Source organism: Variovorax sp. N23 (assembly GCF_025486315.1).
Taxonomy (GTDB): Bacteria; Pseudomonadota; Gammaproteobacteria; order Burkholderiales; family Burkholderiaceae_C; genus Variovorax.
Genome location: NZ_JAOOPY010000001.1, coordinates 436,055 through 449,107, shown reverse-complemented (window position 1 = coordinate 449,107; position 13,053 = coordinate 436,055). Strand labels below are relative to the sequence as shown.

Annotated in this window: 16 protein-coding genes; 9 read left to right on the top strand and 7 right to left on the bottom strand. The window is 68.9% G+C overall.

All coding sequences use genetic code 11. The annotated features are described in order from the left end of the window. Positions 1-9: 9 nt before the first annotated feature. From N8A90_RS02125 to N8A90_RS02115, 3 genes are all read right to left on the bottom strand, one after another. Entirely contained in the window at positions 10-663 is a 654-nt protein-coding gene (locus tag N8A90_RS02125) for a DNA-3-methyladenine glycosylase I (protein WP_262072987.1), read from the bottom strand. A gap of 9 nt (positions 664-672) precedes the next feature. Then, positions 673-1,128, bottom strand: a complete 456-nt coding sequence (gene aroQ, locus N8A90_RS02120) for a type II 3-dehydroquinate dehydratase (protein ID WP_262072986.1) — start codon at positions 1,126-1,128, stop codon at positions 673-675. 70 nt (positions 1,129-1,198) lie between these two features. Then, positions 1,199-1,468, bottom strand: a complete 270-nt coding sequence (locus N8A90_RS02115) for a hypothetical protein (protein ID WP_262072985.1) — start codon at positions 1,466-1,468, stop codon at positions 1,199-1,201. 211 nt (positions 1,469-1,679) lie between these two features. Here N8A90_RS02115 and N8A90_RS02110 point away from each other — a divergent pair, with 211 nt between their 5' ends. The 8 genes from N8A90_RS02110 to N8A90_RS02075 all read left to right on the top strand — a co-directional run bounded on the left by N8A90_RS02110 (position 1,680) and on the right by N8A90_RS02075 (position 8,972). Beyond that, the gene (locus tag N8A90_RS02110; RefSeq protein ID WP_262072984.1) at positions 1,680-2,303 is read left to right on the top strand and encodes a response regulator; all 624 of its coding nucleotides are present in this window, start codon (positions 1,680-1,682) and stop codon (positions 2,301-2,303) included. After that, a complete protein-coding gene (locus N8A90_RS02105; RefSeq protein WP_262072983.1) occupies positions 2,303-4,147 on the top strand; it encodes a hybrid sensor histidine kinase/response regulator in 1,845 nt (614 codons plus the stop codon). Before N8A90_RS02110 ends, N8A90_RS02105 begins: the two co-directional genes overlap by 1 nt. 64 nt (positions 4,148-4,211) lie before the next feature. Beyond that, positions 4,212-5,333 carry an S-(hydroxymethyl)glutathione dehydrogenase/class III alcohol dehydrogenase gene (locus N8A90_RS02100; protein WP_262072982.1) on the top strand — a complete coding sequence of 374 codons (1,122 nt, stop codon included), beginning with the start codon at positions 4,212-4,214 and terminating at the stop codon, positions 5,331-5,333. Further along, complete coding sequence (locus tag N8A90_RS02095) at positions 5,326-6,243, top strand: alpha/beta fold hydrolase (protein ID WP_262072981.1); 918 nt, start codon at positions 5,326-5,328, stop codon at positions 6,241-6,243. The genes N8A90_RS02100 and N8A90_RS02095 overlap by 8 nt, the downstream gene beginning before the upstream one ends. Further along, positions 6,240-7,097, top strand: a complete 858-nt coding sequence (gene fghA / locus N8A90_RS02090; protein ID WP_262072980.1) for an S-formylglutathione hydrolase — start codon at positions 6,240-6,242, stop codon at positions 7,095-7,097. The genes N8A90_RS02095 and fghA overlap by 4 nt, the downstream gene beginning before the upstream one ends. A 2-nt stretch (positions 7,098-7,099) precedes the next feature. Beyond that, positions 7,100-7,483: a TfoX/Sxy family protein gene (locus tag N8A90_RS02085; RefSeq protein ID WP_262072979.1), complete on the top strand. Its 384-nt coding sequence runs from the start codon at positions 7,100-7,102 to the stop codon at positions 7,481-7,483. Continuing rightward, on the top strand, positions 7,480-8,112 hold the full coding sequence (locus N8A90_RS02080) for a 3'-5' exonuclease (protein WP_262072978.1): 633 nt from the start codon (positions 7,480-7,482) through the stop codon (positions 8,110-8,112). The genes N8A90_RS02085 and N8A90_RS02080 overlap by 4 nt, the downstream gene beginning before the upstream one ends. Positions 8,113-8,171: 59 nt before the next feature. Then, positions 8,172-8,972 carry a plasmid replication/partition related protein gene (locus N8A90_RS02075; RefSeq protein WP_262072977.1) on the top strand — a complete coding sequence of 267 codons (801 nt, stop codon included), beginning with the start codon at positions 8,172-8,174 and terminating at the stop codon, positions 8,970-8,972. Between the two features lie 16 nt (positions 8,973-8,988). Here N8A90_RS02075 and N8A90_RS02070 read toward each other — a convergent pair whose 3' ends face one another. The 4 genes from N8A90_RS02070 to N8A90_RS02055 form a co-directional block, all read right to left on the bottom strand. After that, positions 8,989-10,077, bottom strand: a complete 1,089-nt coding sequence (locus N8A90_RS02070) for a PA0069 family radical SAM protein (protein ID WP_262072976.1) — start codon at positions 10,075-10,077, stop codon at positions 8,989-8,991. 68 nt (positions 10,078-10,145) lie between these two features. Beyond that, positions 10,146-10,490 (bottom strand): hypothetical protein, encoded by a 345-nt coding sequence (locus tag N8A90_RS02065; RefSeq protein ID WP_262072975.1) that lies wholly within the window; start codon positions 10,488-10,490, stop codon positions 10,146-10,148. Positions 10,491-10,688: 198 nt separating this feature from the next. Continuing rightward, positions 10,689-10,892, bottom strand: coding sequence for a hypothetical protein (locus tag N8A90_RS02060; protein WP_262072974.1), 204 nt, complete (start codon positions 10,890-10,892; stop codon positions 10,689-10,691). Positions 10,893-11,057: 165 nt separating this feature from the next. After that, positions 11,058-11,714 (bottom strand): glutathione S-transferase, encoded by a 657-nt coding sequence (locus N8A90_RS02055; protein WP_262072973.1) that lies wholly within the window; start codon positions 11,712-11,714, stop codon positions 11,058-11,060. Between the two features lie 105 nt (positions 11,715-11,819). Between N8A90_RS02055 and N8A90_RS02050 the strand changes: the two genes are divergently transcribed. Next, positions 11,820-13,037: a polyhydroxyalkanoate depolymerase gene (locus N8A90_RS02050; protein ID WP_262073145.1), complete on the top strand. Its 1,218-nt coding sequence runs from the start codon at positions 11,820-11,822 to the stop codon at positions 13,035-13,037. Positions 13,038-13,053: the final 16 nt, after the last annotated feature.

Sequence of the window (13,053 nt, the reverse complement as noted above, 5' to 3'; positions counted from 1 at the left end):
ACCCGCGCCTCAGTGCGGCGGCGTGAGCGCCTTGCGCGCGGCCAGCGCGGCTTCCCGTGCGCTGCAGCCTTCGATGTGGTCGTTGACCAGGCCCATCGCCTGCATGAACGCATAGACCGTGGTCGGCCCGACGAAGCTCCAGCCGCGCTTCTTCAGGTCCTTCGACATCGCGATCGATTCGGCGGAGGTGGTGAAGGTGCGCAGTTCGGCGAGCGTCACCCGCTTCGGACGCGAGGCCGGCGTGGGCTCGAAGCGCCAGGCATAGGCCGCCAGCGATCCGAATTCCTCGCGCAGTTCGAGCACGCGCTTCGCGTTGTTGATGGTCGACTCGATCTTGCCGCGGTGGCGCACGATGCCGGCGTCGGCCAGCAGGCGCGCGATGTCGGCGTCGGCGAAACGCACGATGGCTTCGGCCTCGAAGTTGGCGAAGCCGCGCCGGAAGTTCTCGCGCTTGTTCAGGATGGTGAGCCAGCTCAGGCCAGCCTGGAAGCCCTCGAGGCACAGCTTCTCGAACAGCCGGCGCTCGTCCGTCACCGGGAAGCCCCATTCATGGTCGTGGTAGTGCTGGTAGGCCGGCGTGGCCTCGCACCAGCGGCAGCGCGGCGTGCCGTCGGCGCCGTGGAACAGCCCGTCGGGCAGGGACTTTCCCTCGCTGGAGTGCATGCGGCGTCCTCAGCCTGCCGCGCTCAATTGGACCAAGGCGTCCATGGCGAGCGGGTAGCCCTTCACCCCGAGGCCGACGATGATGCCGCGCGCCACCGGAGAGATGAAGGAGTGGTGCCGGAAGCTCTCGCGCGCATGGACGTTCGAGATATGCAGTTCGATGACCGGCACGCTGGCGCCCTTGATGGCGTCGTGCAGCGCGACCGAGGTGTGCGTGTAGGCGCCCGCATTCAGCACCACGCCCAGCATGCGGCCGGCCGCCACCTCGCGGCCGGCTTCGTGCAGCCAGTCGACCAGGGCGCCTTCGTGGTTGGTCTGGCGGCACTCCACCGCGACGCCGAGCCGGGTGCCGGCGTCGGCACACAGGCGCTCCACATCGGCCAAGGTATCGCTGCCGTATTGCGCCGGCTCGCGCGTGCCGAGCAGGTTGAGGTTGGGGCCGTTGAGGACGAGGATCTTTTTCATGGGCGGGGCACCGATGGCTGCGAGGAATTCGGCGGCCATTATGTGCGCCCACGGGCGCGCCCAGGGCGCCTCAGGCCGCCTCGGGCTGCGTCGGGATCCGGGCGACGATGGTCTGCGGCGCGCGGCGCAGCGTGTCGGTGGCGCAGGCGCCCAGGAGGCCGCCTTCGAAGCGGATCTCCACGAGCGGGAAGTAGTGGCCGAGCGACGCCGCCGCGTCGAACAGGCAGCGCTCGATGGTGTCGAACGCCGCGCCGCCGTCCACGCCGCCGACCCCACGGGCGCTGATGCAGTAGGTGAAGCCGTTCGGCGCGTGGCGGCGAATGTCGATCAGGGGGTTCATGCGGGGGGAATAGGTACAAGGGGTACAAAGTCGCGGCATCCGCGAGCCCGATAGTCGCAAGGAAGGACGCCGGCGTAAATAGTCCTTTCGGACCCCCCGAGTTCGCGCAAAATCCCCGACACGGCCTCCAACGCGGGCGCGCTGGCAGCACCGCAGCCCGATCACCCCGCCCGCTGATTCTTTAGTTCTCCATGGGACCGTCGCCAGCGCCATGCTGCCCGCCAGAATTCTGCTGATCGATGACCACGCGCTGTTTCGCTGTGGACTGCACATGGTGCTGGCCGCAGGCATTCCCGGACTCGAAGTGGCCGAGGCGGCATCCCTGGAAGAAGCGATGCACTGCGCGATGGCGTCACCGGCCCTGGTGCTGCTCGACGTCCACCTGCAGGGCCTGAACGGCATCGAAGGCATCGCCCTGGTCAAGCGGAAATGGCCCGGCGCCGCGGTGATCATGCTGTCGTCGCAGGCCGAGCCGCAGACCATCGCACTGGCCCTCGAACGCGGCGCGGCCACCTTCGTCTCCAAGGCCGCCACCGCCGATGCCATCCTCGGCGTCATCGACCAGATCCGCCGCGGGTTGCCGTTGCCCTCGGCGGCCAGCCCGACCGCGCACACGCCCGGCACCGACGCCCCGGACACGCAGCGCCTCACGCCGCGCCAATGCGAGGTGCTCGACCTGATGTGCCAGGGCCTGTCGAACAAGGTCATCGGGCGGCGACTCGACCTGTCGGAGAACACGGTACGCGGGCATGTGCAGGCCATCCTCGCGGCCCTGCAGGTGTCGAGCCGGTCCGAGGCCGGCTTCGCGGCGCGCCAGCGCGGCCTGGTCGCCTGATGCGCCGGATGAACTGGCGGCGCTGGCTGCCCGACGAGCGCACGCTGACCGAACAGCTGCGGCTCCAGTTGGGCCACGTGGGCAGTTCGGTGGTTCCCACGCTGCTGGTCGCGCCGCTGCTGGTATGGACGCTGGTCAATGCGCGCAATGCCCCCTGGCTCACGGCCTGGTGCGCGGCGATCGTGCTCATCAAGCTGATCTACGCCTGGGACGCCGAGCGCACGCTGCGCACCGGCCTCGCCACCACGCACCCGCATCGCGTGGTGCTGCGCCAGATGGCGCTGAACGCCATCGACGCGGTGGCCTGGGGTGCGCTCGCCTGGGTCACGCTCGACGACAGCACCGTCGCAGGCAGCATCCTGGTGGTCGCCGTGCTCGCCGGCGTGGCCGGCAGTTCGATGTCTTCGCTGGCGCCGGTGCTGCCGGTCTTCATCGCGTTCGCACTGTTCGAGTTCGCGACCGTCGGCAGCAAGCTCTGGCTGCTGGGCAACCCGGCCTACCACGCACTCGGCATCGCCGGCGCGCTCTATATCACCACGCTGATGGGTCAGGCGCGCAACAGCAGCCGGGCCGCCCGGGCGGCCATCGACCTGCGCTTCGAGAACCTCGCGCTGATCGAGCAGCTGCATGCCAGCGGCGCAGAGGCGCAGGGGGCCCGTCTCGAGGCCGAACAGGCCAGCCTGGCCAAGTCGCGCTTCCTGGCCGCCGCCAGCCACGACCTGCGCCAGCCGATCCATGCCCAGGGCCTGTTTCTGGAGGTGCTGGCGCGCACCCGGCTCACCACCACCCAGTACGACGCCCTGGCCAATGCGCGCGCCACCTGGCAGGCATCGGCCGAGATGCTCGACACCTTGCTGGACTTTTCGCGCATCGAGGCGGGTGTGGTGGAGCCACGACTCCAGCCCTTCCCGCTGCAGCCGCTGCTCAACAAGATCGAGAACGAACTGGCGCCGCAGGCCGACGCCAAGGGCATCGTCTACCGCTCGATCGACACGGAGGTCGTCGTCCAGTCCGACCCGGCCCTGGTCGCGCTGGTGCTTCGCAACCTCGTGTCCAACGCGATCCGCTACACGCGGCGCGGCGGCGTGCTGGTGGCCTGCCGACGACGCGCCGGGCAGGCGGTGCTGGAGGTCTGGGACACCGGCATCGGCATCGATCCCTCACAGCAGCAGGCCGTGTTCCGCGAGTTCCACCAGCTCGGCAATGCCGAGCGCGACCGGCGCAAGGGGCTGGGCCTGGGGCTCGCCATCGCGCAGGGGCTGGCATGCGCGCTCCAGCAGGAACTGACCCTGTCCTCGCGACCCGGCCGTGGCAGCGTGTTCCGCCTGAGCCTGCCGCTCGCGCCCCTGGGGACGCTGGCGCGCCGCCCAGCCCTGACGCCGATCGAAGCCCAGGCCTTCGACGTGCGCGTGCTGGTGATCGACGACGACGAATCGGTCCGCACCGGCATGCAGCAGTTGCTGACCGCCTGGGGTTGCGAATGCGACGTGGCGGATTCGATCGAGGAGGCGCTGGTGCTGGCACGCCTGCGCGCACCCGGCGTTGTCATCAGCGACTACCGCCTGCGTGACCAGCGCACCGGGGCCGAGGCCATCGCGGCGCTGCGCGCCGAGTGCGGCCAGACCCTGCCGGCCTTGCTGATCACCGGTGACACGGCACCGCAACGCCTGCGCGAAGCACGCGCGACCGGCGTGCCGCTGCTGCACAAGCCGGTGCTGCCGGCCCAGCTCCACCACGGGCTGCAGTGCGTGCTCCATCGCGTCGCGCTCGACTCGAACTTCGCGCTGCTGGAGAACCTGCCCCCAGGGCCCGTCGGGCAAACGCGCGTCGCCACGGCGCTCTGACCGAACCGTTTTAAGCTTGGGGGTCCGCGGTCGAGCCGCCACCCCATTCCTCTAGGACCTTCGCATGAAAACCAAAGCCGCCGTCGCCTGGCAATCGGGCCAGCCCCTGACCATCGAAACCGTCGACCTCGACGGGCCGAAGTTCGGCGAAGTGCTGGTCGAGATCAAGGCCACCGGCATCTGCCACACCGACTACTACACGCTCTCGGGCGCCGATCCGGAAGGCATCTTCCCGGCGATCCTCGGCCATGAAGGTGCGGGCATCGTGGTCGACGTCGGCCCCGGCGTGACCACGCTCAAGAAGGGCGATCACGTCATTCCGCTCTACACGCCGGAATGCCGCCAGTGCAAGTTCTGCCTGAGCCGCAAGACCAACCTGTGCCAGCTGATCCGCGGCACGCAGGGCAAGGGCCTGATGCCCGACGCCACCAGCCGCTTCAGCATGGGCGGCAAGCCCATCTTCCACTACATGGGCACCTCGACCTTCAGCAACTACACGGTCGCCCCGGAGATCTCGCTGGCCAAGATCCGTGAAGACGCGCCGTTCGACAAGGTCTGCTACATCGGCTGCGGCGTGACCACCGGCATTGGCGCGGTGATCTTCACGGCCAAGGTGGAAGCCGGCGCGAACGTGGTGGTGTTCGGCCTCGGCGGCATCGGCCTGAACGTGATCCAGGGTGCGAAGATGGTGGGCGCCGACAAGATCATCGGCGTCGACCTGAACCCAGCGCGCGAGGCGATGGCGCGCAAGTTCGGCATGACGCACTTCCTCAACCCGAAGGACATCGAGGCGGTCGGCGGCAACATCGTCGACGCCATCGTGCAACTGACCGACGGCGGCGCCGACTACAGCTTCGAGTGCATCGGCAACACGAAGGTGATGCGCCAGGCGCTGGAATGCACGCACAAGGGCTGGGGGCGCAGCATCATCATCGGCGTGGCCGAGGCCGGCGCCGAGATCAGCACCCGTCCGTTCCAGCTGGTCACCGGCCGCCATTGGGAGGGCTCGGCCTTCGGCGGCGCCCGCGGCCGCACCGACGTGCCGAAGATCGTCGACTGGTACATGGAAAACAAGATCAACATCGACGACCTGATCACGCACACCATGCCGCTGGAAGACATCAACAAGGGCTTCGACCTCATGAAGCGCGGCGAGTCGATCCGCGGCGTGGTTCTGTATGACTGAAGCGATGCTCGGCCCGCTGCGCCGCGTGCACGCTGGCGTGCTGGACATCGCCTTCCATGAGAGCGGCCCCGAGGGCGGGCCGCCCGCCGTGCTGCTGCACGGCTTTCCCTACGACGTGCACGCCTACGCCGAGGTGGTGCCGGTCCTCGCGGACGCGGGCTGTCGTGTGGTCGTGCCCTACCTGCGCGGCTTCGGTCCGACCCAGTTCGTCGATGCGGCCACACCGCGCTCGGGCGAGCAGGCTGCATTCGCCGCCGACCTGCGCGCCCTGCTCGATGCGCTGGCCATTCCCGCGGCCGTACTGGCCGGCTACGACTGGGGCGGCACGGCCGCCTGCGTGGCGGCAGCACTGTGGCCCGAGCGCTGCACGGGGCTCGTGTCCTTCAACAGCTACAAGGTGCAGAACATCGCGCATGCCGGCGAGCCGGCCCCGCCCGAGAACGAATTCCGCTACTGGTACCAGTGGTACTTCCACACCGAGCGCGGCCGCGCGGGCCTGGCGCAGAATCGGCGCGACCTGTGCCGCCTGCTGTGGCGGCTCTGGTCGCCCACCTGGGCCTTCGACGACGCAACCTGGGAGCGCACGGCGCCCGCCTTCGACAACCCGGATTTCGTCGACATCGTGATCCACTCCTACCGGCACCGCTACGGCAAGGCCGAGGGCGACCCGGCCTATGCCGACCTGCAGGCCGCGCTGGCCAAGATGCCCGAGATCCGCGTGCCGTCGATCACCTTCGACGGTGCCGACGACGGCGTGACGTCGCCCGCCGGCACCGCCGACCAGGGCCACCACTTCACCGGCCCGCGCACGCACCGCATCTTGCCCGGCGTGGGCCACAACATGCCGCAGGAGGCGCCGCGCGTTTTCGCCGACGCGGTGCTCGAGCTTCTTTCCCCGCATCGCCGATGACCGCTTCCCTCAAGACCCTGTCCGAACACCGCTGCTTCGGCGGCACGCAGACCTTCCACGAACACGCCTCGGGCGAGATCGGCCTGCCGATGCGCTTCTCGGTGTTCCTGCCGCCGCAGGCCGCCGACGGCCCGGTGCCGGCCGTGATCTATCTTGCCGGGCTGACGTGCAACGAAGAGACCTTCATGGTCAAGGCCGGCGCGCAGCGCCTGGCGTCCGAGCTCGGCCTCGCGCTCGTCGCGCCCGACACCAGCCCGCGCGGCGCCAACGTGCCCGGTGAATCGGACAGCTGGGACTTCGGCGTCGGCGCCGGTTTCTACCTCGACGCGACCGAGGCGCCATGGGCCACGCACTGGCGCATGGAAAGCTACCTGATCGGCGACCTGCTGCCCTTGCTCGGTACCGCCTTCCCGATCGATCCGCAGCGCATCGGCCTCACCGGCCATTCGATGGGCGGGCATGGCGCGCTCACGCTGGCGCTGCGGCACCCCGGCCTGTTCAAGTCGCTGTCGGCCTTCGCGCCGATCTGCGCGCCCACACGCTGCCCCTGGGGCGAGAAGGCCTTCACCGGCTATCTCGGCGCCGACCGCACGCGCTGGATCGAGCACGACGCCACGGTCCTGATGGAGAACCAGCCGGTCGCGCCCTACCCCGCCGGCATCCTGGTCGATCAGGGCCTGGGCGACAAATTCCTCGCCGAGCAGTTGCACCCGCATCTGTTCGAGGCCGCCTGCCACGCCATCGGCCAGCCGCTGACGCTGCGCCGGCACGAGGGCTACGACCACGGCTACTACTTCATCCAGAGCTTCATGGCCGACCACCTCGTCCATCACGCCCAGCTGCTGAAGGCCTGAGCATGGCCGGGCTCGCCGACAGCCTGCCGGAGGTGTTCGAGCGGCTCGGCCGCGTCCAGGCGCGGCGCATGTTCGGGGGCCACGGGCTGTTCCACGAAGGCCGAATGATCGGGCTGGTCGTGCGCGAGACGCTCTACCTCAAGGTCGATGCCGAGAGCGCCCCCCATTTCGACGCGCTGAAGGCGCCGGCCTTCTGCTACGAACGCCAGGGCAGGACGATGCAGATGTCGTACCGCGAGGCGCCCGCCGACCTCTTCGACGACCGCGAACTCGCGGCCCTGTGGGGCCGCCGTGCCTGGGAGGCGGCGATGCGCTCCGGACAAGCGCCCCGGCCCCCACGCGCCAAGGCGCCGAGGTCGGCGGCGAAGACAAAGAAAGCACCATGAACACCGCCCCGCCGCCCCTGCCGACCCGCGAAGAGATCGCCGCCTTCGACGTGTTTCCCGGCCTCACGCTGCACGACATCGACGTGATCACGACCGCGATCCAGGCCGAGAAGGCGCTGGCTGAACTGGGTGCGTTGAACGTGGTCGGTTTCGACACCGAATCCAAGCCCACCTTCCTCAAGAACGAAATCTCGACCGGGCCGCACACGGTGCAGTTCGCCTCGCTCGAGCGGGCCTGGGTGTTCCAGGTGCACGAGCCGGTCTGCCGCACGGCGGCGGCCCATCTGATCGCGTCGAGCGCACTCGTCAAGGTCGGCTTCGGCCTGGCCGGCGATCGCACGCAGATCCGCCGCACGCTGGGCGTCGAGCCGCAGGCCGTGCTCGACCTCGACACCGTCTTCAAGCGCCGCGGCTACCGCGACGCGGTCGGCGTGAAGTCGGCCATCGCGCTGCTGTTCGGCCAGCAGTTCGTCAAGTCGCGCAAGCAGTCGACCTCCAACTGGGCCTCCCATCGGCTGTCCGAAGGCCAGGTGCGCTACGCCGCGAACGACGCCTACGCGGCGATGCACGTGATGGACCGGCTGGGCCTGGACGCCGCCAGGCTCGTGCCGATGCCGCTGTCGAGCTGAGGCACGGGGCGCCCTCACTACAATCGCGCCCCTTCTCCCGCTTCCCGAATCGCGCATCCATGGACATCGTCGTCAACGAAGAACTCAAGGCCTACATCGACCCGCTGACGCCGGACGAATACGAATCGCTGGAACGCAGCCTGCTGGCCGAGGGCTGCCGCGATGCGCTCGTGCTGTGGGGCGACGTGCTGGTGGACGGCCACAACCGCTACGGCATCTGCCAGAAGCACGGCCTGCCGTTCCAGACGGTGCAGAACCCGCGCTTTCGCAGCATCGACGATGTGCACCTGTGGATGATCGACCAGCACCTGGGCCGGCGCAGCGTGTCGGACTTTCAGCGCGGCGTGCTGGCGCTGCGCAAGCGGGAGATCGTGGCCGAGCGGCGCGCCCGCGCGGCGGCGCCTGCGACCGCCGATGCCAGCGCCGACGACGGCCCGCCCTTCGACGTCGACGAGCCGCCGCCGGCACCGATGAACAGCCGCGAGGCGATCGCCAAGGCCGCGCGCCTGAGCAGCAGCCAGGTCGTGATGATCGAGAAGATCCAGAAGCAGGCCGCGCCGGAGCTGGTCGAGGCCGTGAAGGCCGGCACCATCTCGCTCAACGCTGCTGCCGCCGTCGCCAGCCTGCCGGCCGAGGAACAGAAGGCTGCGGTGGTCGCCGGCAAGGACGAGCTCAAGCAGGCGGCCAAACGCGTGCGCGACGCCAAGCGCAAGCCGCGTGAACCGTCGGCCGATGACGCCGCACCGGCTGATGCCGAGGATGGTGTCGACGAGATCCAGGCGCTGCGCCGCCGCGTGGCGGAGCTCGAGGCCGAGAACGCGTCGCTGCGCCGTCAGGTGGCCGACCTGATGGCCGGCTGAGGCCGCCGCGCAGCCGTCAGAACAGGCTGCCCTGCCCCGCCACACCCGGCGGCCGGAAGGCGCCGAGATCCAGCGCGATGCGCTGCCGGTTGAAGCCGATGCGGTTCGTCGCCTTCTCGAAGCGCTGGCGGATCAGGTCGGCCCACAGGCCGCTGCCCTTCATGCGGGTGGCGAAGTCGGCGTCGTAGTCCTTGCCGCCGCGCATCTCGCGGATGCGCGCCATGATGCGGGCGGCCCGCTGCGGGTAGTGCAGTTCGAGCCACTCCTTGAAGAGCGGCGCGACCTCCCAGGGCAGCCGCACCACCGTGTAGAAGGCGCAGCGCGCGCCCGCCTCCCAGGCCGCTTCGAGCACCTGCTCCATGTCTTCGGTGACGAAGGGGATCTGCGGCGCCACGCTCACGCCCACCGGCACGCCGGCCTCGGCCAGCGTGCGGATGGTGCGCAGCCGGCGGTGCGGCGCGGCGGCGCGCGGCTCGAGCTTGCGGGCCAGATCGCCGTCGAGCGTGGTGACGGTGACGTAGACCGCAGCCAATCGGTCGGCGGCCATCGGCGCGAGCAGGTCGAGGTCCAGCTCGACCGCGCTCGACTTGGTCACGATGCCGAAGGGGTGGCGCGCCTCGCGCAGCACCTCCAGCACCGAGCGGGTCAGCCGCAGCTCGCGCTCGATCGGCTGGTAGCAGTCGGTGGCGGTGCCGATGGCGAGGTGGCTCGGCCGGTAGCTCTTGCGGGCCAGTTCGGCGCGCAGCACCTCGGCGATGTTGCGCTTGGCGATCAGCTTGGTCTCGAAGTCGAGGCCGGGCGACAGGTTGAGGTAGCTGTGCGTCGGCCGGGCGAAACAGTAGATGCAGCCGTGTTCGCAGCCACGGTAGGGGTTGAGCGAACGGTCGAAGGGGATGTCGGGGGAATCGTTCTCGCCGAGGACCGACTTGACGTCCTCGAAGCGGACCTCGGTCTGCAGCGGCGGCAGGCCTTCGGCGGCATCGTCCTGCAACGTGTTCCAGCCGTCGTCGAAGTCGTCGCGCACGTCGCGCTCGAAACGGTGCGGCAGCCGGCTGGCGGCGCCGCGGCCCTTGAGGGCCTGGAGAGGGATGAGATGGTCGGCCATGAGGTACTGTATTTAAATACAGTATCTCGCATTGCCTCCCTCATGAGAAGGGGGACGGCGGCAACAGGTCAGCGGGCGGTGGCGTCTCGTCCGCCGTGGGCGGCGTGCCGGCTGACGCCGAGCAAGGTCCCGAACGCGCTGGTCCAGAAGCCCGGCGCCGGGTCCTTGTCGGCCCGCTGGCGCTGGATCGGCTTGGCCGGGGCCGCCGGCTGCGCTTCGACGCGGGGCGGGGGGGCGTACACCGGGCCCCCGCAGCGCGCTTCGCATTCCTGCATCTCGCGCGCCAGGCGCATCATCTTGGCGGACGCACCCGGCTCCCGGCGGCGCAGTGCCACCAGGCCTTCCAGGTAGTCCTTCGTCAGGCTTTCCCATTGGGAGAAGGCAGACCCCATGGGAATGGTGTCGTGTTGCATGTGATCCTCTCGTCCAGAGTCGTGTCCATCGGCTGGGCACCGCGCTCGATGCCTACAAAAGACTTATCGGCAGCGCGCGCCAAGTCTTGAGGCTCTTCGACAAAATTTGAGGCAGGGATCGGGTGTCGTCGGGCTGCGCGGCTCAGGCGGCATCCCGGACGGAGCGATCCGACAACGCTGTCGGAACGTCCGATTCGGTCAGTTCTTCGGGCGCCAGGCGCTGAGGAATTCAGCGGTCTTGTCCCGCGGCTGCCAGGTCACGATGACGGTTTCGATGTTGGTGCCCTGGGAGGCCGACGCGCTCTTGCCCGTCTCCAGGCCGGCGCGCGCGCCGTCGTCACACGCTGTCAGGCACAGCACCAGCACCGTCAGGCCCGCGGCCGCAGTCCAGCAGTTCTTCACAACACATCTCCGGTTCAGCGGGCAGCCACCCAGGCTGCCGATGCCGGCGATGATAGGTCGAAATGTTAACCTTTAGTACTCTTTTGTGTAATAAAAGTTACCCACAAGTATTCATTTCTTCGGGCGTCAGCGGGTACCGGTCCCCGCGCCGGGCGCGCCCACCCGCTAGAACTCGGCATCCAGTTCGTCGATTTCATCGGGCTCCTGCTTCGCCGCAGCCACCCATTCCTGCATGGCCGGCAACGCCATGACGCGCTTGCAGTAGGCGGCGCACTCGCGGTCCAGCGACACGTCGTAGCTGAGGAAACGGGTCACGACCGGGGCATACATCGCGTCGGCGATGCAGGGCTGCTTGCCGAACAGGAAGGGGCCGCCGTAGCGCTTGAGGCATTCGCGCCAGATGGCAAGCACGCGGTCGATGTCGGTCTGCGCGCGCGACCAGATCTTGAAGTTCGGGAAGTGGCCCTTGATGTTCATCGGCAGCGAGCCGCGCATGGCGCTGAAGCCCGAATGCATCTCGCCACTGATGGCCCGGCAGTGGGCCCGCGCCTCGGCGTCGGCCGGCAGCAGGCCGGCCTTGGGCTTGATCTCGTTGAGGTACTCGCCGATGGCCAGCGTGTCCCACACGTTGACCGTGCCGTGCTGCAGCGAGGGCACCAGCATCGACGACGACAGCAGCAGCATCTCGGCCTTCATGGCCGGATCGTCCGGCGAGATCACCTTCTCGCTGACGTCGAGCCCGGCCAGCTTGCACATGAGCCAGCCGCGCAGCGCCCATGCACCGTAGTTCTTGCTGCTGATGGTGAGGACGGGTTTGGCCATTGCATTGTTCCTGGTTGCCCAATCGTTCCAGCCCGTGTGCAAGCCCTGTGCCACAGCCCGTGCGGGCCGGTCGTGCTGGCCCGCAAATTGCCTTCACGCAGCCTCATGCTGTACCGGGCCTACCAAAACCAGAGCGATCTGATGTCTCCCATGCGGCTCGCGGCGCAGTTCATGGGTCAAACCATGTGGGCTGGCGCCGGCCCCGACAGCGCCAGCCGCAAGATGGCCGCGGCCTTCGAGGTCTTCTCGCGCCTGCGGCTCACCCACAGCCGCCCGGCCTACGGCATCGACCAGGTGCTGGTCGACGGCGAACCCGTGGCGGTCAAAGAGGAAGTCACGTTGGTCGCCCCCTTCGGCACCCTGCTGCATTTCCGCAAGAACACCAAGGCGGTGCACCCGCCGGTGCTGCTGGCGGCACCGTTGTCGGGCCATTTCGCCACGCTGCTGCGCGAAACGGTGCGCACGCTGCTGCGCGACCACGACGTCTACCTGACCGACTGGCACAACGCCCGCGACGTGCCGCTGCGCCATGGCGGCTTCAGCCTCGACGACTACACCACCCAGCTGATCGCCTTCCTCGAAGCCATCGGCCCGGGCACGCACATGGTCGCGGTCTGCCAGCCTTGCGTGGCCGCGCTGGCTGCCACCGCGCTGATGGCGGAAGACGACAACCCCGCCGCGCCGAAGAGCCTGACGCTGATGGCCGGACCGGTCGACTGCCGGGTCAACCCCACCGGCGTGAACACCCTGGCCACCAGCAAGCCCATCGAGTGGTTCCGCAAGAACCTCATCAGCCATGTGCCCTTCCCGCACGCCGGGATGATGCGGCGCGTGTACCCCGGCTTTCTGCAGCTCACCGCCTTCCTGAGCATGAACCCGGAGCGGCACAAGGAACAGTTCAGGAAGCTCTACCAGCACATCGTCGACGGCGAGACCGACAAGGCCGACACCATCCGCAACTTCTACGACGAGTACCTGGCCGTGAACGACCTGCCGGCCGAGTTCTACCTGGAGACCGTCGAGCGGGTCTTCCAGACCTACGACCTGCCGCGCGGCGAACTCACCGTGAACGGCCGCACGGTCAACCCGGCGGCCATCCGCAAGACCGCGCTGATGACGGTCGAGGGCGAGCGCGACGACATCTGCTCCGTGGGCCAGACGGTCGCCGCACAGGACCTCTGCACGAACATCCGCCCATACCTCAAGACGCACCACCTGCAGGCCGGCGTGGGCCACTACGGCGTGTTCAGCGGCAGCAAGTGGAACGCGCAGATCTACCCGCGGGTGCGCGAGGCGATCCACGCCGCGGCCGAGTTGCCCTGAGCCGAGTGCTTCCAGG

What these genes read in the sequence shown, in the direction of transcription:
- N8A90_RS02125 (WP_262072987.1), bottom strand. Translation starts at nt 663, where the DNA reads ATGCACTCCAGCGAGGGAAAGTCCCTGCCCGACGGGCTGTTCCACGGC.
- N8A90_RS02065 (WP_262072975.1), bottom strand. Translation starts at nt 10,490, where the DNA reads ATGCAACACGACACCATTCCCATGGGGTCTGCCTTCTCCCAATGGGAA.
- N8A90_RS02115 (WP_262072985.1), bottom strand. Translation starts at nt 1,468, where the DNA reads ATGAACCCCCTGATCGACATTCGCCGCCACGCGCCGAACGGCTTCACC.
- N8A90_RS02110 (WP_262072984.1), top strand. Translation starts at nt 1,680, where the DNA reads ATGCTGCCCGCCAGAATTCTGCTGATCGATGACCACGCGCTGTTTCGC.
- aroQ (WP_262072986.1), bottom strand. Translation starts at nt 1,128, where the DNA reads ATGAAAAAGATCCTCGTCCTCAACGGCCCCAACCTCAACCTGCTCGGC.
- fghA (WP_262072980.1), top strand. Translation starts at nt 6,240, where the DNA reads ATGACCGCTTCCCTCAAGACCCTGTCCGAACACCGCTGCTTCGGCGGC.
- N8A90_RS02070 (WP_262072976.1), bottom strand. Translation starts at nt 10,077, where the DNA reads ATGGCCGACCATCTCATCCCTCTCCAGGCCCTCAAGGGCCGCGGCGCC.
- N8A90_RS02050 (WP_262073145.1), top strand. Translation starts at nt 11,820, where the DNA reads ATGCTGTACCGGGCCTACCAAAACCAGAGCGATCTGATGTCTCCCATG.
- N8A90_RS02055 (WP_262072973.1), bottom strand. Translation starts at nt 11,714, where the DNA reads ATGGCCAAACCCGTCCTCACCATCAGCAGCAAGAACTACGGTGCATGG.
- N8A90_RS02075 (WP_262072977.1), top strand. Translation starts at nt 8,172, where the DNA reads ATGGACATCGTCGTCAACGAAGAACTCAAGGCCTACATCGACCCGCTG.
- N8A90_RS02080 (WP_262072978.1), top strand. Translation starts at nt 7,480, where the DNA reads ATGAACACCGCCCCGCCGCCCCTGCCGACCCGCGAAGAGATCGCCGCC.
- N8A90_RS02095 (WP_262072981.1), top strand. Translation starts at nt 5,326, where the DNA reads ATGACTGAAGCGATGCTCGGCCCGCTGCGCCGCGTGCACGCTGGCGTG.
- N8A90_RS02105 (WP_262072983.1), top strand. Translation starts at nt 2,303, where the DNA reads ATGCGCCGGATGAACTGGCGGCGCTGGCTGCCCGACGAGCGCACGCTG.
- N8A90_RS02085 (WP_262072979.1), top strand. Translation starts at nt 7,100, where the DNA reads ATGGCCGGGCTCGCCGACAGCCTGCCGGAGGTGTTCGAGCGGCTCGGC.
- N8A90_RS02100 (WP_262072982.1), top strand. Translation starts at nt 4,212, where the DNA reads ATGAAAACCAAAGCCGCCGTCGCCTGGCAATCGGGCCAGCCCCTGACC.